Below are 17,799 nucleotides of genomic sequence, written 5' to 3'. Positions count from 1 at the left end.
CGGCTGGGCAGAACCGGCTGGCCACAACCGGCTGGGCAGAACCGGCTGGCCACAACCGGCTGGGCAGAACCGGCCCGGCAGAACCGGTCCGGGTTCTGCCAGCCGAGCCTGTTCCGCCGACCCGCCCCGCACACCCGTCTTGGCCGCCCGCCGACCCGCCCCGCAGGCCCGTCCTGTCGGGCCGAGCCCGTCTGCCAGCCCTCCGCTGGCCCGCCCTGCCGCCCCGTCCTGCCGCCCCGTCCTGCCGCCCCGTCCTGCCGGCCCGCGTGGTGAGACCCGCTGGGCGGGCGCGTCGAGCGGGACTGGCCGGTCGGTCGCACCCGGCCCGACCCGGCCGGTGAGGCCGTTGCCCGGGGTCGGGGAGGGCAGGGGTGCGGGCTCGGGTGGTGTCAGTGGATCTGGTGGGACTTGCGGCGGGCCAGGGTGCTGACGCCCACGCCCGCCAGGCCGACTTGGAGGGCCAGTTCGATCCAGTCGATGCCCGGTGTGTCCGACACACCCAGGACCGAGGCGGCGAACGTGCCCACCAGGGCCGCCGCGACGCCGACCAGCAGCGTCAGCACCATCGAGATGTGCTGGCGCCCCGGCACGACCAGCCGCCCCAGGCCGCCGATGACCAAGCCGATGACCAGCGCCGAGATGAGCCCGGTGATCTCCACGAGAGGTCCTTTCCTCGCCCTACGCGTCTGCCACGAGCATCACCCGCCGCCCTCCCCTCCCGGATCCGGTGCGCCCCTGACCCGCCCCTGATCCCGACCCTGAACCCCGAGCACCTCGGCGGCACCCTCCGACAGGGCCCGGCCCGGCACGTCGGGGTCGCAGCCGACCCTCGCCAGCCGCGACCGGATCGAGGTGGGGGAGCGCTCCAGGCGTTTCGCGATCGACCGGATCAGCTCCGCGATCGGGGTGTCGACGGGCGCGGCGAGCCAGTCGGCGCGCAGGTCCTCGTCCAGATCCTCCGTCCACGGCTGGTTCGCGTTCGCCGGGCGGTCGCGGGACGCGGGCGCCACCGGCGCGCTCAGCCGGCCCAGCGCCTCCAACACCTGCGCCAGCAGCTTGCCGATCCGCGCGCCGGCGTCGGCGGGCAGGCGCAGGTTGCCCTCCGCCACCAGGGCGCCCGAGGCGTCCACCCCGGCCAGGTCGACGGTCAGGCCCGGATCGGCGGTGGCCACGAGCTGGTAGGTCGTGGAACCGATGCGGACCGCGTTCTCGTACGTGGTTGTCGTCATGGTGATGACGGTAGTGGAGGGGTCCGACAATCCCGCGCCGAACAATCCGCGCCGACGATGTCGGGCCGCCGGAAGGTCAGCGGCAGAGCGGGCAGGTCGGCGCGGTCGGTTCGGCGCCGGTCAGGTACGGCTTGAGGTGCTCGGCGATCGCCCTCGCCAGCGACGGAGGCACGGCGTTGCCGATTTGCCTGGCCACCTCGATCTTCGACCCGCACCACTCGAACGAGTCCGGGAACGACTGCAACCGCGCCGCCTCCAGGTGCGTGATCGGGCGGTCGACCCGGTGCCCGTCCTCGCCCGGCTCCCACTGCGGGTGCAGGTAGCGGCCCTTCTCCGGCTTGTAGAACTCCGTGCGGATGGTCAGCGACGGCTCGTCCCACCGCATCCGGCCCATCACGTCCGTCGTGCCGGTCTTCTTCTCCGCCCAGCACCGGGGCAGCAGGTGCGGCGGCAGGTCGAACCGCCCGCCGCCGGGCGGGATGTGCCGGTACCGCTCCAGGGACATCGGCGTGGGGTTGCGGCCCAGGTGCAGGTCCGGGCTCTTGAACGGCCCGGGCAGCTCACGACCGAAGAACTCCACCCGCGACTTCGGGAACGCGGTCGTCACCGGCTGCTCCGGCAGGCCGCGCAGCACGTCGCCCACCGTGTGCCAGCGCCCACGCGGGTGCGTCGCCGCCGGCAGCGGGATCCGCCCGATCCGCGAGCCGATCACGATCGTGCGCCGACGCCGTTGCGGCACGCCGAAATCCGCAGCGAGCAGGATGCCGTGGCTCAGCTCGTAGCCCTCGGTCTCGGCCTGCAGCAACGCGAACTCCGTCGACGCCAGGAACCGGTCGACGTTCTCGATCACGAACACCGACGGCCGCGCCGTGCGCACGAACCGCAGGTACTCGCGCCACAGCGAGTTGCGCGGGTCGTTGACGTCCTTCGAGCCCAGGTTCGAGAACCCCTGGCACGGCGGGCCGCCCACGATCACGTCCACCTGGGGGATCGCGCTGTCCGGAATGGCCGCGATGTCGGACCAGCGGATGTGGTCCTCGCCGAAGTTCGCCGCGTACGTCGCCGCCGCGTGCAGGTCCCACTCGACCGCCATGACCGGCCGGTAGCCGCCCGCCGCGGCGAACCCGGAGGTCATGCCGCCGCAGCCGGCGAACAGGTCGATCATGGACAGCACGGGTTCAGGCTAGCCGACCGCGCCGCCCCAGGACCGCCGTCCGCACCCGACTCGCCGCCGCGGCCGGGTCCTCGTGCTCCCACACCCGCACCGCGAGCCACCCCTCCTCCGCCAGCACCTCGTCGGTGTGCGCGTCACGCGCCCGGTTGCCCTCGATCTTCGCCCGCCAGAACTCGCCGTTGCGCTTGGGCCACGTGCCGTGCTCCGGGCAGCCGTGCCAGAAGCACCCGTCCACGAACACGGCCACCTTCGCCGGCCCGAACACCACGTCCGCCTCGCGCCGGACCGCCCGCACCGGCCGCCGGTGCACCCGGTAGCGCAGCCCCAGCCGGTGCAGCTCGCGCCGCAACGCCACCTCGATGCCCGTGTCGCGGGAGCGCTGCTTGCTCATCCGGGCGCGGACGTCGTCCGTCGTCTCCAGGTTCGGCACCCGGTCATGATGGCTCACACCGGGTGCAGCACGTCCCGCAGCCTCCGCGCCGCCCGGTCGAGCTGCGCCCGCGCCGGCAGCACGGCCGCACCGACCCGCGCGGACCCCGTGACGCCCAGGTCGGCGAAGAAGAACGGCGGCACCGCGTGCACCAGCAGGTCCGCCGACCGCTGCCCGCCGCCGCGCGGGTTGAGGATCAGCCGCCCGGCCCACGCGTCCACCTTGAAGACCGTGTCCGCCAACGGGTGCACCGCACGTCCAACCCGTGCCCGCGCAGCACCGCGACCACGTACACGTCCCGCAGGAACCGCAGGAAGTCCGACACGACCCGGTCGCGCAGCGCGGCCCGACCTCCCGGGCCGACCTCCGCAACCACCTCCCGCGCGGGTGTCCACAGCATCGCCCGCGCTCGCTCGTCGGCCTCGCAGAACTCGCGGAACTCCGGCCGGGTAATCGGCCCAGCGCCTCCACCACGTGGTGCGCCACGTGCGCGAAGGCGAAGTCCGGCCGCCACTCCCGGACCTCCGGCACGTCGGCCGGCCCGGGCCTCGGCGCGCTCCGGCACGCGGCCTCGACCTCGTCGGCGGTGATCCGGTGCACGGCGACGGACTCGTGCGCCATCAGGTGCGCCACGACGTGCTCGCGCCCGCTGTACCAGTGGTTGAAGCGGAACCGGGTCTCCTGCGTGACGTTGAACAGCCGGCGGACTTCCATCGCGGTGGTCATGGCGGGAGGGTAGGGACGACCACCGACAGTTCCGGGAGAACCGCGGGTCAGCCGATCGACAGGTCGGCCCGGTCCGCCGCCGAGCGCCCCGCGTCCCACCCCGCCGCGCTGCGCACCGGCGTCGACTTGGCCACCGTGCGGCTGAACATCGCGCCGAAGTACTCCTCCACGGCCTTGCGGCGCTCGGCCAGCACGGGCAGCAGCCGGTCGTCGTCGGACACCTCGTTCGCGGTCCGCAGCCGTTCCCCGATCCGGTGCGCGTAGGACAGCAGGAACGACTTGCGGAACGCCGCCGACCGCTCCTCGTCGCCCTTGCGGGCCTTCTCGCCCGCCGCGACCATCGCGCGCGTCGCCTGGACCAGCAGCGACGCCGACAGCAGCTCCACGATCTCCAGGTCCAGCTCCTCGCCGACCAGCGCCACGAACCCCAGGTCGTACACCACGGCGCGGCACCGGTTGGCCTCCGCGACCACGTGCACGACGTGCGCCTTGCCGTCGAAGTACCGCTTGTCCAGCCACAGCCGGCGCGATGTCGTCGTCGGCGCTTCCAGGGGCATCCGCTCCAGCGCGTGCCGGGTCACCAGCTCCTGCGCCTTCGCCGTCAACGCCTCCGCCTCGTCCGGGAACGCGGTCGACTCGGCCTTGGCCAGCAGCCCGCGCACCCGGTTGAGCACCTTGGGGTCCACGTGGTGGTGGTCGATCGCGGCGAGCGGCGAACCCGGCTTTGGCACGATCACCGGCAGCGCCGGCAGCGCGATCAGCACCGCCAGCACCGCCACCGCGGCGGCCACGGCGTCGTCGCGCAGCTCGATGTGCCTGGTCGCCCACTGGTCGAGGTGCGGGCGTCCGACGTCCCACCACACCGTCGCGCCGATCTCCGCGAGCTGCTCCTGCCAGCGCGGGTGCAGCGCCGGGTAGCGGGACGCCTCCAGCGCCAGCGAGTCCACGAGGAAGGAGAGCGCGCGCTCGTCCTCGTTGCGCCGCACGACCTCGTACACGTCGTAAGGCAGCCAGCCGTGCTCCCACAGGTGCTCGAAGGCGCGCGTCAGCACCGCCCGCACCGCGTCGTCCACTTCGGCCGGTGGGAGGGAGGAGGTGCGCGGCAACCGGGCCCGGCGGTTCGCCGCGGCCCGCCACAACGCCTCGCGCAGGGAGTCCACGACCGCCGATTGTCCCCTTTCGGGTGTGGTGTCGCCGCACCCGGTGCGCGTCGCGGCCCCACCGGTCCCGGACGTGCCAGCCTCGCCCGGTGAGCCGGAAGACGCAGGCGCCGAGGCGGCGGCCGATCGTGGTGGTGAACCGTCTACAGGGGACGCCGCTGACCACGGCCCAACGACAGGTCGTCCACCGCTGCCGCGCCCTGCCGCAACTGCTCGACCCGCTGGAGGCCGAGCTGACGGTCAGCAGCGCGGTCGCCGACGTCCGGCCGGACGAGGAGTTCTGGGCGGGCCTGATCGAGCACGCGGTGTCGCTGCCGAGCCGGCGCAACCACGCCCTGCTGGGCGTCCTGGCCGCCGCGCTGACCGGTCGTCCGCGCGAGTGGGCGGCGGGCGCCGTGCCGCCCGCCGGCCCGCCCCTGACCGTCGGCGGGGCGTGGATCTGCGATCGGTCGCTCGACGCCGGCTACCTGGCCCTGATCTGCGCTTACGGCTTCGCCGCCGACGAGCACGCCATGGTGTTCCTCATCGACGAGCTGGCGGGCGGCGAGGTGCGCACCGCCTTCGTGACCCGTGACGTCACCACGGCCCGCCACCGCCTGGCCGACCAGGGTCCGCTGACGAAGATCGGGGCCGAGGCCGCGCACTGGCTGCTGGCCAAGTCCTACGACCGCCTGGACCGCAATGCCGACGCCGACGTCGACCCGGAGGTGCGGCGGACGCGGTTGCTGGCGGGCCGGCGGATAGCGCTGGCCTTCGGCTGAGCGCGGCACGGCCGGGAATTGGCGCGAAGCCGTCGAGAAGGGATCGCGCCGGTCCCGAAAACGCGCGACAACAGGTGGCCGGCGGACGACATAAAGAATCAGGCGGTCTCCCATTTCGGGAAACCGCCTGATCAGAGGTGGTGCGCCGCCAGGGACTCGAACCCCGAACCCGCTGATTAAGAGTCAGCTGCTCTGCCAGTTGAGCTAGCGGCGCTCGGACCGTCTTGCTCCGTCCGACGCGAAGAACATTAGCACAGCGTCTCTCCCAGCTCCCAATCGCCTGGTCAGGGCCGGTGTACCGCCCTGGTGCAGGGGGAACTTCGCGTTGGTAACGATCCAGTATCTCGGGCAACATCGTCAACCCTCCGGGCGTCACCTTGTCAGGGGACGCCGACAGGCTCCTGTAGTGGGCTGTCGCGGCGTTTCGGGGACGGAGCGGAGGACGGGGATGTACCGCACGCGGGGGGCGCGCAGAGCGCTGGGGATCGTCGCGATCGGGTTGGTTGCGACGTTGATCACAAGTTGTTCGTCGGGCTCTTCGACCGGTGCCGCCGCCGGTGCGCCCTCCGGTACGACCTCGTCCACACCGCCGCCCAAGGCCGTGTCCTTCACCACCGGACCGGCGGACGCGGCCGTCGACGTGGCGCCCGGGGCGCCGGTCGTGGCCAAGGCCGTGGACGGCAGGATCACCTCCGTCGCGCTGACGAACGGCGACGGCAGGGCCGTGGCGGGCCAACTCAGCCCCGACGGTCTGCAGTGGACCTCCACCGAACCCCTCGGCTACCAGAAGACCTACACCCTGGCCGTCACCGGCGAGGGCGCGGACGGCACGGCCGTCACCAAGACCTCCACCTTCACCACCGTGAAGCCGCGCACCCTGACCTACCTCTCGGTCAACCCCCTCGACGGCAGCACGGTCGGCATCGGCCAACCCCTCGACTTCAACTTCGACGAGCCGGTCGCCGACAAGGCCGCCGCCGAGGCGATGATCTCGATCACCACCGAGCCGCACGTCGAGGGCGCGTTCTACTGGTTCGACGACAAGAAGCTGCACTGGCGCCCGCAGAACTACTGGACCCCCGGCACCAGGATCACCATCGACGCCCGGATCTACGGCAAGCACGTCGGCAACGGCGTGTACGGCGAGGAGGACCGGCGGGTCTCCCTCACCATCGGCGACGCCGTCGTCCACGAGGCCGACGGCCAGTCCCACCAGGTCGTCACCAAGGTCAACGGCCAGGTCGTGCGCACCATGCCGACCTCGATGGGCAACGCCGAGAACGCCACCCCCACGGGCACCTACGTGCTCATGGAGAAGCACGACCACATGGTCATGGACTCCCGCACCTACGGCCTGGCGCTGGACGCCGGCGGCTACGTCACCCCGGTCGACTGGGCCTTCCGGATGTCGCACTCCGGCATCTTCTTCCACAGCGCGCCGTGGTCGATCGGCGACCAGGGCCACCGCAACGTCAGCCACGGCTGCCTGAACCTCTCGCCGGAGAACGCCAAGTGGGTGTTCGACAACTCCAAGCAGGGCGACGTCGTGGTCGTCACCAACTCCGGCGGCCCGGCGCTGGAGCCGACCGACGGCTACGGCGACTGGCAGATCCCGTGGGACCAGTGGGTCAAGGGCGGCAACCGCTAGTCCTCACCGGTCCGTGACGCGACCCGCCGCCACCTCCAGGCGGCGGGTCGTGCGCACCGCGTCCAGCATCCGCCGGTCGTGCGTGACCAGCAGCAACGTGCCGGTGTAGGCGTCCAGCGCTGACTCCAGCTGCTCGATCGCGGGCAGGTCGAGGTGGTTGGTCGGCTCGTCCAGCACGAGCAGGTTCACCCCGCGGGCCTGCAGCAGCGCCAGCGCGGCCCGCGTGCGCTCGCCGGGGGACAGCGACGCCGCCGTCCGCAGCACGTGCGCCGCCTTCAGCCCGAACTTCGCCAGCAGCGTGCGCACGTCGGCGGGCACGAGGTCCGGCACGGCCGCGCCGAACGCGTCCAGCAACGACTCCTCGCCCAGGAACAGCCCGCGCGCCTGGTCGACCTCCCCGACGACCACGCCCGAGCCGAGCGACCGCGACCCCGACGCCACCGGCACGCGTCCGAGCAGCGCCGCCAGCAACGTCGACTTGCCCGAGCCGTTCGCGCCGGTGATGGCGATCCGGTCGGCCCAGTCCACCTGGAGGTCGACGGGCCCGAGCGTGAACGACCCGCGCGTCACCACCGCGGACCGCAGCACCGCCACCACCGCGCCGGACCGGGGCGCGGCGGCGATCTCCATCCGCAGCTCCCACTCCTTGCGCGGCTCCTCGACCACGTCGAGCCGTTCGATCAGCCGCTCGGTCTGCCGCGCCTTCGCCGCCTGCTTCTCGGTCGCCTCGGTGCGGAACTTGCGCCCGGCCTTGTCGTTGTCGGGCGCCTTGCGGCGGGCGTTCTTCACGCCCTTCTCCATCCACGCCCGTTGCGCCCTGGCGCGCTCCTCCAGCGACGCGCGGGTGGAGGCGTACTCCTCGTACTCCTCCCGCGCGTGCCTGCGGGCGATCTCCCGCTCCTCCAGGTACGCGTCGTAGCCGCCGCCGTAGGTCCGCACCTGCTGCTGCGCGAGGTCCAGCTCCACCACCCGCGTCACCGTGCGGGCCAGGAACTCCCGGTCGTGCGACACGACGACGACGCCCGCGCGCAGGCCCGTCACGAACCGCTCCAGCCGGGCCAGCCCGTCCAGGTCGAGGTCGTTGGTCGGCTCGTCGAGCAGGAACACGTCGTACCTGCTCAGCAGCAACGACGCCATGCTCGCGCGGGCCGCCTGACCGCCGGACAGGGCCGTCATCGGCAGGTCGAGCGACACGTCCAGGCCCAGGTCGGCCGCCACCTCCAGCGACCGCTCCGCCAGGTCCGCGCCGCCGAGCGCGAGCCACCGCTCCAGCGCGTCGGAGTAGCCGTCGCCATCGGCGCCCGCGGTCAGCGCCTCGGTCGCCCGGTCCAGCTCGGCCTGCGCCGCCGCCACCCCCGTGCGGCGGGCGAGGAACTCGCGGACCGTCTCACCCGGACGCCGGTCCGGTTCCTGCGGCAGGTGGCCGACGGTCGCCGTCACGGGGGAGAGGCGGATCACACCCCGCTCGGCGGGCAGCAGGCCCGCGAGGGTCCGCAGCACCGTGGACTTGCCCGCGCCGTTGGCGCCGACCAGGCCGATCACGTCCCCGGGCGCCACGACGAGGTCGAGGCCCGAGAACAGCACCCGGTCGCCGTGCCCGGCGGCCAGGTCTTTCGCGACGAGAGTGGCGCTCACGAGGACTCCAGGCAAAAGAAGACGCCCCCCGACTCGGGCGTCGGGGGGCGTTCCGCTTGGGGTGAGTGACGGGACTTGAACCCGCGACACCTGGGATCACAACCCAGTGCTCTGCCAGCTGAGCTACACCCACCAAGACCGGTTGACCCGGCGCGAGAAGCATACAGTGCCCTGCCGCCGGGTCTGAAATCGGCCCTATTCCCGCCGGTCGGCGGCCAGCAGCTCGGCGGCGACGGCCTGCGCCTGCTCCGAGGTCGGCCCCGGCTGCGGCACGAACGCCGTGCGCCGGTAGTAGGCCAGCTCCCGGATCGACTCCCTGATGTCGGCGAGCGCGCGGTGCGCCAGGCCCTTGCCGGGCTGCGCGTAGTAGATGCGCGGGTACCACCGCCGGCACAGCTCCTTGATCGACGACACGTCGACCATCCGGTAGTGCAGGTGGGCGTCCAGCTCGGGCATGTCGCGGGCGATGAACCCGCGGTCGGTGGCGATCGAGTTGCCCGCCAGGGGAGCGGTGCGCGGGTCCGGCACCCACTCCTTGACGTAGGCCAGCACCTGCGCCTCCGCGTCGGCGAGCGTCACGGCCGACCGCCGGACCTCCTCGGTGAGGCCGGACTTGGCGTGCATCTGCATGACGACGTCCGGCATCGAGTCGAGGGCGGTGTCGTCGGCGTGGATCACCACGTCCACGCCGTCGCCGAGCACGTTCAGCTCCGCGTCCGTCACCAGCGCCGCGATCTCGATCAAGGCGTCCTTGCCCAGGTCGAGGCCCGTCATCTCGCAGTCGATCCACACCAAGCGATCCATCACCCGCGCGAGCCTAGTCGCCCGGTCGCGGACGGCCCGCGCCGCTTCGGGTGGCGGCCCCTACCAATCTCATCACGCTCGGGGCGATGACCGCCCAAGGCGACATCGCGCTGAACCGGCACGGCCTGGTGGCGGACGTCGAGGGCGACCTGTCCGGGTTGTCCCGTCCGGGTGAGGGCGGCGAGCGGATCACCGCCCGGGCGGCCGAGACCGGTGACGACCGGCAGCCGCGGGCGTGCCCCGTGCGGTTCCTCTTCCCGGGCACCGACGGCGTGGCAGTGCCGGTGCGGGCGACCGTGACGGGCTTCGGGCCGATCCTGCTGTCGGAGGTGCTCGGGCTCAACGACACCCGGGAGTCGACGCTCGGGCTGGTCTTCCACTGGGCCGACTCGCGCGGGCTTGGACACCAAGGACCTGCGGGCGGTGATCACCCACCTCACCTCCGCCGAGGGCAAGGCGGACCTGAAAGGGCTGGGCGGTGTGTCGTTGGCGACGGCGGGGTGTGGTGTTGCTGCTGGGAACTGGCCGAGCTGAGGTGCTGGGCGAGAGGGGTGTGCCGAACCGGGTGGCCTGGACCAGGCTGCGCGTGCCGCGGTCCTCGATGGACACGATCGGGCCGGACGCGATCCGCGAGCCCGCCCGGGTGTCCGAGCTGCACGGCCGGTACGCCGGGACGGTGGACCGCGAGTCGGCCTACGAGAAGCCGACGGCGAGGGTGGCGCCCCCACCGGAGGCGGAGGCGCCACCCTCGCCGGGGAAACCCGGCGGTGGAGTCGTTCCCGCGCTCAGCCGCGAGCGCCCTCGGGCGTGAGATCACCCGCAGGCTGTTCGGGACCTCCCGCCGGCGCCGGTGACCGCTTGACCTTCATGGACAGCACGGCCGCGCCGATGCTGAGCAGCCCGGCGACGTACCAGGCGGGCGCGTAGTCACCGAAGTGGTCGCGGGTGAGCCCGGCGGCGGTGGCGGCGAACGCCGCGCCGATCTGGTGCGAGGCGAAGACCCAGCCGAAGACGACCGGCGCGGACAGGCCGAACACCTGGCGGCACAGGGCCACGGTCGGCGGCACGGTGGCGACCCAGTCCAGCCCGTAGAAGATGATGAACACGAGCATCGACGGGTGCACCGAGTCGTGGAACAGCTGCGGCAGCACGAGCAGCGACGCGCCGCGCAACGCGTAGTACACGGCGAGCAGCACGCGCGAGTCCACGCGGTCGGTGAGCCAGCCCGAGAGCACCGTGCCGACGATGTCGAAGATGCCGACGAGCGCGAGGAGGCCCGCGGCGGTGGTGGTGGGCATGCCGTGGTCGTGCGCGGCCGGGATGAAGTGGGTGCCGACCAGGCCGTTGGTGGTCGCGCCGCAGATCGCGAAACCCGCCGCGAGGAACCAGAAAGGACCGGTGCGCGCCGCGCCGGTCAGCGCGCCGAGGGCTCGGCGGGCCGTGCCGCCGGACGGGGGCGTCACCGGCACCACCACGTCACCCCCGTAGGGCGCGACGCCCAGGTCGGCCGGGTGCTCGCGGAGGAACAGCAGCACCAGCGGCACCACCGCGAGGGCGGCGACGGACACCACGAGCGCCGCCGTGCGCCACCCGGACGACTCCGACAGCGCCGCCACCACGGGCAGGAACACGAGCTGGCCCGTCGCGCCGCCCGCGGTGAGGATGCCGGTGACCAGGCCCCGGTGCTTGACGAACCAGCGGCCGGTGATCGTGGCGACGAACGCCAGTGCCATGGACCCGGTGCCCAGGCCGACGAGCACCCCCCAGAACAGCACGAGCTGCCAGGCGGTGGTCATGAAGACGGTCAACCCGCTGCCCACCGCGACCAGCGTCAACGCCGAGGCCACGACCTTGCGCACGCCGAGCCGCTCCATCAGGGCCGCCGCGAACGGCGCGGTCAGCCCGAACAACATGAGGTTCACCGACACGGCGAAGCCGACCGTGGCGGTGGACCAGCCGAACTCGCGTTGCAGCGGTTCGATCAACGCGCCCGGGGTGGCCCGGAACGCCGCGGCGCCGACGAGCGCGATGAAGCTGACGCCCGCGACCACCCATGCCCAGTTCTGCCTGCTGCGAATCACGGGAGAAGCGTCATCGATTCCACCCGGTTCCGAAAAGTGGCTGGATGGCCATCATGTGCAAAGATCCAGCCATGGACAGCCGCCACCTGGTCGCCGTGATCGCCCTGGACGAGGTGGTGACGTTCGACCTCGGCACCCCGACGCAGGTCTTCAACGCCGCTCGCGACGACGACGGTCAGCGGTTGTACCGGGTGCGGGTCTGCACGCCGGGCGGGCGGCCCGTGCGCAGCGCCGCGGGCTTCACCATCACGCCCGACCACGGCCTCGACCTGCTGGCCGAGGCGGACACGGTCGTCGCGGCCGGGGTCAGCTACGGCGCGCGGGTGCTCGCGGACGGCGCGGTGGAGGAGCCGGTGCGCGAGGCGCTGCTCGCGGCGGCGGCCCGGGGCGCGCGGGTCATGTCGATCTGCACCGGCGCGTTCGTGCTGGCCGCGGTCGGCCTGCTGGACGGGCGCCGGGCCACCACGCACTGGGCGCACGCCGACAACTTCCGCCGCCTGTTCCCGCACGTCGACCTCGACCCGGACGTGCTGTTCGTCGACGACGGCGACGTGCTGACCTCGGCGGGCGTCGCGGCGGGCGTGGACCTGTGCCTGCACGTGGTGCGCCGCGACCACGGCAGCGAGGTGGCGACGATGGCGGCCCGCCGGTGCGTCGTGCCTCCGTGGCGGCCGGGCGGCCAGTCGCAGTTCATCGTCCGGCCGATCCCGGCCCAGGCCGACGCGTCGACCGCGGCGGCCCGCGCGTGGGCGCTGGAGCACCTGGCGGAGCCGCTGGACCTGCGGGCGCTGGCCGGGCGGGCGCGGATGAGCGTGCGCACGTTCACCCGCCGGTTCCGCGAGGAGACGGGCGTGAGCCCGGGCAAGTGGCTCGCGCAGCAGCGCGTCGAACGGGCCAGGCACCTGCTGGAGACCACGGACCTGCCCGTCGACCTGGTGGCGCGGCACGCGGGCTTCGGCACGGGCGCGGCGCTGCGGCAGCAGATGAGCGCGGCGCTCGGCGTGTCGCCCAGCGCCTACCGGACCACGTTCCGCTCAGTCGGCTAGCTTCAGGAACGGTCGCAGCAGGTCCGGCACCGCCTCGTCGGCCAGCGCCAGGCCGTCGGCCTCGGCCACGTCGACCACGTGGTACGCGCCGTCGCCCGCCGCGGTGGTGGCGGTGATCGTGACCAGGCCCGCGCGGCGCTGGAAGAAGGAGCGGGAGATCCGCCAGCCGATGATGCCGGTGCGTTGCAGCACGACGGTTTCCCGGATCAGCGAGCCCGCGCGGGCGAGCAGGTGCCGGTCGGTCGCCGCGTGGCCCAGCGAGCGGTAGCGGTCCCAACCCAGCAGCGCGGCGAACGGCACCAGCGCGAGCACCACCTGCCACGTCCAGTCCGGCGCGAACCACGCCAGGACGGCGGCGAGCACGAGCGGCGGCACGACGGCGCGCACCAGTCGGCGGCGCAGCGCGGCCGGCGGGTGGCGGCGCAGCGGCGTCCGGGTCGGCGGCTCGTCCTGCCGCAGCACGGCCGCGGACACCCGGTGCGCCTCGGCGACCGGCGCCGGCGGCAGCAGCAGGTTGCTCTCGCCCTTGCGGCCCAACCCGGTCGTCACGGTCTTGGCGTGGGCGCCCCGCCCGGCGCGCAGCAGCAGCGGTTCGACCAGCTCCACGCCGCGGAGCCGTTGCTCGGCAACGGAAACCGAGCGGGTGGTGAGCAGGCCGCGGCGGACGCGGACCGTGTCGTCCGGCTCGCGGGTCAGCCGGTAGCCCCAGAACTGCACCACGTACACCAGCGCCGAGCCGAGCGTGGCGATCAGCAGCACGACCGCCGCGACCAGCGCCACGGTCAACCCGATCGGCTGTTCCGCGACCCAGTGCGCGGCCCGGGTCATCGGCTCGAACAGCTCGATGTCCAACTCCCGGGCGAAGTTCATCGCGAACCCGGACAGCGCGCCGGCGGCCACGAGCCCGGACAGCGTCAGCGGCGCGTACCGCAGCCACCGGTTGTCCCACTCGGACAGCACGACACCGGGCCGCTCCTCGGCGGCCTCCGCCGGCGCCTCGGCCTTGGCGGTGGTGAGCAGCACCAGGCGCAGCCGCTCGGCCTCGGCCGACGACACGGCGTCCAGCGTCAGGCCGTCCTCGCCGGGTTGGTCGCGCTGCCCGGTGCCGACGCGGATCGCCGACAGCCCGAACAGCCGGTGCCCGAGCTTGGCGGTCAGGTCGACCGTGCGGATGCGGTCGCGCGGCACGGCCAGGCGCTTGCGCACCAGCAGCCCGGTGTGCATCTCGACCTGCTCGGTGGTGATCCGGTACCGGGTGGTGATCCAGCGCAGCAGGCCGAACAGCACGATCGCCGCGATCACGCCGACGCTCAGCAGCAGCCGCCACGTCTCGCCCCGGCCCAGCACGAGCAGGCCGACGAACAGCGGGACCAGGCCCAGCAGCTCGTTGAGCGGCCGCACGACGAGCATCCGCACGTCCAGCCGGTGCCAGTCCACGACCGGTTCGGCGTACTCGGGCGCGGCGGGCAGGTCCATCGTCACGTGGCATCACCCGGCGTGGCCTGGGTGGTGGTCGTCAGCTCGTCGGCCAGCCGCACGGCGTCCTCGTGGTCGAGGCCCTCGATGAGCACGGGACCGGCGGCCGAGGCGGTGGTGACGGTGACGGTGGACAGGCCGAGCAGCTGCTGGAGCGGCCCGCGCTTGGTGTCCACCGTCTGGATGCGCGAGACCGGCGCGATCCGCCACTCCTGGTTCAGCCAGCCCGCCAGCGTGTAGACCGCGTCGGGGGTGGCCTCCCACCGGTGCACCCGGTAGCGCCAGCGCGGCATGACCAGGGTGTGCGCCGCGCCGAGCACCAGGGTCGCGGTGGCGACGGCGACCTGCCACGGCGAGGACGCGAACACCAGCACGACCAGTTGCGGCACGAGCAGCACCGCCCAGCCGATCAGGGCGTGCAGGGTCCAGAGGGTGATCGACTTGCGGCTCACCCGGTGCCGCGGCGCGCGCAGGCGCAACGCTGTGGTGCTCACGCCGTCCACTGTGCCTCAAGGCCGAGTTCGCGTGTGCGCGAACCCGGCCGGGCCGGGCCCGTTACGGCTGCGCGAACGGCGCCTGGAAGATCCTGGCCTCCGCCGCGCTGTCGGCGTGGAGGACCGCGGGCACGCCGACGACCACCGTGAGGCCGGCGCCCAGGGCCAGCACAGTCATGATCCTGCGCAGCAAGTGCACAACCATGGTTGTTTCTCCGTTCGATCGCAGCGGCTGCTCGGCAGGGGGGAGCCGGACGGATCCGCGGGGAACGCCCGGAGGCGTCCAAGCGGAGCATGGCACAGAGGAGTCCTCACGGTCATCACCCACTTCCGCCTCCACCCCGCCGGCCGGTACCCCACCCGCGGCCGTCCCGACAGTCGGGGACGCCCCACCACCACGGGTAACGAGCGGCGGGCACGGAGGTGACTCGGGCGAACAGCGCAGGCGCCGGGCGCTCAGCCCAGTTCCCCCTTCAGCACCTTCCCGGTCGCGTTGCGGGGCAGGGAGTCCAGGAACACGACCTCGCGCGGCACGGAGAACTTCGCCAGGTTGCCCCGCACGTGCTCGCGCACCGCGTCCTCGTCCAGCGACCCGGGCTCCTCGCGCACGACGTAGGCGGCGAGCCGCTGGCCGAACCGCTCGTCCGGCACGCCGACCACGGCCACCTCGCGCACCCCGGCCAGGCCGGCGAGCAGGTCCTCGACCTCGCGCGGGTACACGTTCTCGCCGCCCGAGATGATCATCTCGTCGTCGCGGCCGGCGACGAACACCAGGCCCTCCTCGTCGCGGTAGCCCACGTCGCCGGTGGACATCAGGCCGTCGCGGACCTCCTTGTTGCCCCCGTTGGTGTAGCCGTCGAACAGCATGTCGTTGGCCACGAAGATGCGGCCGGTCGTGCCGGCGGGCACGCGGTTGCCGTCGTCGTCCAGGATCTCCAGCCGGGTGCCGTGCGGGGGCCTGCCGGCCGTGTCCGGGTGCCGGGCCAGCTCGTCGGGCCGCGCGATGCTCACCCACGACACCTCGGTGGAGCCGTAGAGGTTGTAGAGCACCGGGCCGAACTCCTCCAGGCACCGCCGCGCGACCGGCGGCGGGAGCGCCGAGCCGCTGGACGCGATCACCCGCAGCCGCGGCAGGTGCGGCCGTTCGGCCAGCTCCAGCACGCGTTGCAGCATCACGGGGACCACGAACAGCGCGTCGCTGCCGTGCCGCTCGGCGTCGTCGAGCACCTTCGCCGGGTCGAACCCGCGCCGCAGCACGAACGTCGCGCCCAGCACGAGCCCGATCTGGAACGCGGCCAGGCCCCAGGTGTGGAACAGCGGCGCGGGCACGGAGAACCGGTCGCCCGCCCGGAGCGGGATGCGGGAGAGCAGGGCGGCGGCGGGCGTGAGGCTCGCCGGCTCCGGCCGCTTCGCGCCCTTGGGCGCGCCCGTGGTGCCCGAGGTGAGCACGATCATCCGACCGCGCGGCGGGCGGCCGGGCAGCGGTGTCGCCGGCGAGTTCGCGATCAGCTGCTCCGCGGTCCGGCTCTTGGTGGTGCCGTCCACCCACGCCATCACCCGGCGCACCTTGCGCGGCGCGTTGACCAGCAGGGGGCGGAACTCGGTGTCGGCCACCACCACGGACACGTCCTGCTCGCGCAGCACCACGGCGACCTGGGCGGCGCTCAGGCCCGTGTTGAGCAGCACGGTGTGCGCGCCCAGCTTCACGCACGCGGTCACGGTCTCCACGAAGCCGCGGTGGTTGCGGCACAGCACCGCGACCTTCGAGCCCGCGCGCACGCCCAGGTTGTGCAGGCCGTGCGCGAGCCGCGTGGTCCGCTCGTCCACCTCGGCGTAGGTGAGCGTGCCCGCGTCGTCGACGATCGCGGGCCGGTCCGGGTGGCGGGCCGCACCGGTGGCGAAGCCGAACGCCACCGTGATGCCCCACCTGAGGAAGGCGTCCGCCACGCCGAGCAGCCGACCCGGCCGCATCGGCCGCACCACCCCGGCGCGCACCAGGGTCACCAGCGCGCGCAGCCCTCCCACGACCCGGTTCACCGCGTCGCCCGCAGGGCCAGGCGGGTGACGCCCGCGGTGACGGCGGCCAGTGGCGACGTGCGCGGCGCACCCCGTTCCGGCACGGCCCGGTAGGCGAGGTGCAGCAGCGACCGCACCGGCTTCGGCGCGACCTTGCGGGCCGGCTCGGCCAACACCCCGGCCGGGAGGTTGACCTCCCCGGGGCGGCGCTCCGGCGCGCGGACCACCCACCGGGCGGCCCGTTCCGGCGTCGCCGCCGGGACCGCGTCGTAGACCTCCGTCGGCCCGATCTTGGGCGTTCGCACCAGCGGCATCCGCACGGAGGTGAACATGACACCGTCGCCCGGGGTCTCGCCGGCCGCCACCCGGCTGAACGCGTCGAGCCCGCTCTTGGAGGCCAGGTAGGCGGCGCGCAGCGCCACGTGCGGCAGGACCGCGGGCGGGATGCCCGGCTCGGTCGGCACGGCGGTGGTGATCGCGGCGGGTGGGGGCAGGGGCACGCCGACCCGGACCTTCGGCGCGCCGGCGGCGTCAGCCGGCGCCGGGAAGAAGTGGTAAGGGCCGTCGGCCTTGTCGGTCTCGCCGGTGCGCGAGTCGCCGACCACCACGCCCGGCCGGTAGGCCCGCCACGGCGTGCCCTGCCAGCGGACGATCGCCTCGGCGGCGTGCTCGGTCGCGTGGTAGGGCGAGGGCAGGTGCTGACCGAGGTCGAAGTCGTCCTCGGTGAACGCGCCGCGGTGGTCCCCGGCGACGGCGACGGACGACACGTGGTGCAGCAGCCCGCACCCGGTGCGCCGGGCGTACTCGACCACGCGGCGGGTGCCGTCGACGTTGACGGCGCGGTGCTCGTCCTCGGAGGAGGTGAAGTCGTAGCGGGCGGCCGGGTGCACGACGTGGTCGACCCGGTCGGCCTCGATGGGCGAACCCGGGTCGCCCGGCACGGCGGTCAGCCTGTCGTGCGGTTCCGGCTCGTCCGCCGACTGCGGCCGGACCAGCGCGAACACCCGTTCGCAGTCCGGCAGTCGCAGGAGTTCGGCGACCGGGCGCCTGCCGAGGAAACCCGTCGCGCCGGTGGCGAAGTAGGTGCTCACGACCCCGATACTGACATTACCTACCCGC

The 17,799-nt window shown here is 73.4% G+C and carries 17 protein-coding genes, 2 tRNA genes and 1 pseudogene; 4 read left to right on the top strand and 16 right to left on the bottom strand.

Going from position 1 to position 17,799, the window contains the following annotated elements; genetic code table 11:
* Positions 1-389: 389 nt before the first annotated feature.
* The 6 genes from ACIGNX_RS05490 to ACIGNX_RS05465 form a co-directional block, all read right to left on the bottom strand.
* Positions 390-659 carry a GlsB/YeaQ/YmgE family stress response membrane protein gene (locus ACIGNX_RS05490; protein ID WP_396536605.1) on the bottom strand — a complete coding sequence of 90 codons (270 nt, stop codon included), beginning with the start codon at positions 657-659 and terminating at the stop codon, positions 390-392.
* 39 nt (positions 660-698) lie between these two features.
* A complete protein-coding gene (locus tag ACIGNX_RS05485; RefSeq protein WP_396536603.1) occupies positions 699-1,229 on the bottom strand; it encodes a hypothetical protein in 531 nt (176 codons plus the stop codon).
* A 76-nt stretch (positions 1,230-1,305) separates the two neighbouring features.
* Positions 1,306-2,394: a DNA cytosine methyltransferase gene (locus ACIGNX_RS05480; RefSeq protein WP_396536992.1), complete on the bottom strand. Its 1,089-nt coding sequence runs from the start codon at positions 2,392-2,394 to the stop codon at positions 1,306-1,308.
* A gap of 13 nt (positions 2,395-2,407) precedes the next feature.
* Positions 2,408-2,794: a very short patch repair endonuclease gene (locus ACIGNX_RS05475; protein ID WP_396536990.1), complete on the bottom strand. Its 387-nt coding sequence runs from the start codon at positions 2,792-2,794 to the stop codon at positions 2,408-2,410.
* Between the two features lie 53 nt (positions 2,795-2,847).
* Positions 2,848-3,075 (bottom strand): hypothetical protein, encoded by a 228-nt coding sequence (locus ACIGNX_RS05470; protein WP_396536601.1) that lies wholly within the window; start codon positions 3,073-3,075, stop codon positions 2,848-2,850.
* 531 nt (positions 3,076-3,606) lie between these two features.
* A complete protein-coding gene (locus ACIGNX_RS05465) occupies positions 3,607-4,719 on the bottom strand; it encodes a DUF2786 domain-containing protein (protein ID WP_396536599.1) in 1,113 nt (370 codons plus the stop codon).
* A gap of 134 nt (positions 4,720-4,853) precedes the next feature.
* Between ACIGNX_RS05465 and ACIGNX_RS05460 the strand changes: the two genes are divergently transcribed.
* Positions 4,854-5,480 (top strand): hypothetical protein, encoded by a 627-nt coding sequence (locus tag ACIGNX_RS05460; protein ID WP_396536597.1) that lies wholly within the window; start codon positions 4,854-4,856, stop codon positions 5,478-5,480.
* Positions 5,481-5,618: 138 nt separating this feature from the next.
* On the opposite strand, the gene ACIGNX_RS05455 is transcribed toward ACIGNX_RS05460, so the two are convergent.
* Positions 5,619-5,694 (bottom strand) — tRNA-Lys (locus ACIGNX_RS05455).
* 387 nt (positions 5,695-6,081) lie between these two features.
* Here ACIGNX_RS05455 and ACIGNX_RS05450 point away from each other — a divergent pair.
* Entirely contained in the window at positions 6,082-7,128 is a 1,047-nt protein-coding gene (locus tag ACIGNX_RS05450) for an Ig-like domain-containing protein (RefSeq protein ID WP_396536595.1), read from the top strand.
* A gap of 3 nt (positions 7,129-7,131) precedes the next feature.
* Here the strand turns inward: ACIGNX_RS05450 and ACIGNX_RS05445 are convergent, their stop codons facing one another.
* From ACIGNX_RS05445 to orn, 3 genes are all read right to left on the bottom strand, one after another.
* Positions 7,132-8,763 (bottom strand): ABC-F family ATP-binding cassette domain-containing protein, encoded by a 1,632-nt coding sequence (locus ACIGNX_RS05445; protein ID WP_396536593.1) that lies wholly within the window; start codon positions 8,761-8,763, stop codon positions 7,132-7,134.
* 57 nt (positions 8,764-8,820) lie between these two features.
* Positions 8,821-8,896, bottom strand: a tRNA-His gene (locus tag ACIGNX_RS05440).
* A gap of 62 nt (positions 8,897-8,958) precedes the next feature.
* Positions 8,959-9,570 (bottom strand): oligoribonuclease, encoded by a 612-nt coding sequence (gene orn / locus ACIGNX_RS05435; RefSeq protein WP_396536592.1) that lies wholly within the window; start codon positions 9,568-9,570, stop codon positions 8,959-8,961.
* A gap of 68 nt (positions 9,571-9,638) precedes the next feature.
* Between orn and ACIGNX_RS05430 the strand changes: the two are divergent.
* Positions 9,639-10,421, top strand: a pseudogene (locus tag ACIGNX_RS05430) (helicase HerA-like domain-containing protein).
* Here ACIGNX_RS05430 and ACIGNX_RS05425 read toward each other — a convergent pair.
* Entirely contained in the window at positions 10,353-11,648 is a 1,296-nt protein-coding gene (locus tag ACIGNX_RS05425; protein WP_396536590.1) for an MFS transporter, read from the bottom strand. The pseudogene ACIGNX_RS05430 and the gene ACIGNX_RS05425 overlap by 69 nt on opposite strands.
* Before the next feature lie 71 nt (positions 11,649-11,719).
* On the opposite strand from ACIGNX_RS05425, the gene ACIGNX_RS05420 reads away from it, so the two are divergent.
* The gene (locus tag ACIGNX_RS05420; RefSeq protein ID WP_396536588.1) at positions 11,720-12,694 is read left to right on the top strand and encodes a GlxA family transcriptional regulator; all 975 of its coding nucleotides are present in this window, start codon (positions 11,720-11,722) and stop codon (positions 12,692-12,694) included.
* Here ACIGNX_RS05420 and ACIGNX_RS05415 read toward each other — a convergent pair.
* The 5 genes from ACIGNX_RS05415 to ACIGNX_RS05395 form a co-directional block, all read right to left on the bottom strand.
* Complete coding sequence (locus ACIGNX_RS05415; protein ID WP_396536988.1) at positions 12,683-14,170, bottom strand: PH domain-containing protein; 1,488 nt, start codon at positions 14,168-14,170, stop codon at positions 12,683-12,685. The two genes, ACIGNX_RS05420 and ACIGNX_RS05415, sit on opposite strands and share 12 nt — an antisense overlap.
* Positions 14,171-14,172: 2 nt before the next feature.
* Positions 14,173-14,664, bottom strand: a complete 492-nt coding sequence (locus ACIGNX_RS05410; RefSeq protein WP_396536586.1) for a PH domain-containing protein — start codon at positions 14,662-14,664, stop codon at positions 14,173-14,175.
* A gap of 61 nt (positions 14,665-14,725) precedes the next feature.
* Entirely contained in the window at positions 14,726-14,869 is a 144-nt protein-coding gene (locus ACIGNX_RS05405; protein WP_396536584.1) for a hypothetical protein, read from the bottom strand.
* Positions 14,870-15,120: 251 nt separating this feature from the next.
* Positions 15,121-16,701 (bottom strand): AMP-binding protein, encoded by a 1,581-nt coding sequence (locus ACIGNX_RS05400; RefSeq protein ID WP_396536582.1) that lies wholly within the window; start codon positions 16,699-16,701, stop codon positions 15,121-15,123.
* The gene (locus ACIGNX_RS05395; RefSeq protein WP_396536580.1) at positions 16,698-17,771 is read right to left on the bottom strand and encodes an SDR family oxidoreductase; all 1,074 of its coding nucleotides are present in this window, start codon (positions 17,769-17,771) and stop codon (positions 16,698-16,700) included. The genes ACIGNX_RS05400 and ACIGNX_RS05395 overlap by 4 nt, the downstream gene beginning before the upstream one ends.
* Positions 17,772-17,799: the final 28 nt, after the last annotated feature.

Source organism: Actinosynnema sp. NPDC053489 (assembly GCF_044544865.1).
GTDB lineage: Bacteria > Actinomycetota > Actinomycetes > Mycobacteriales > Pseudonocardiaceae > Actinosynnema.
The sequence above is the reverse complement of the archived record's forward strand: the minus strand, read 5'-3'. Positions and strand labels throughout refer to the sequence as shown.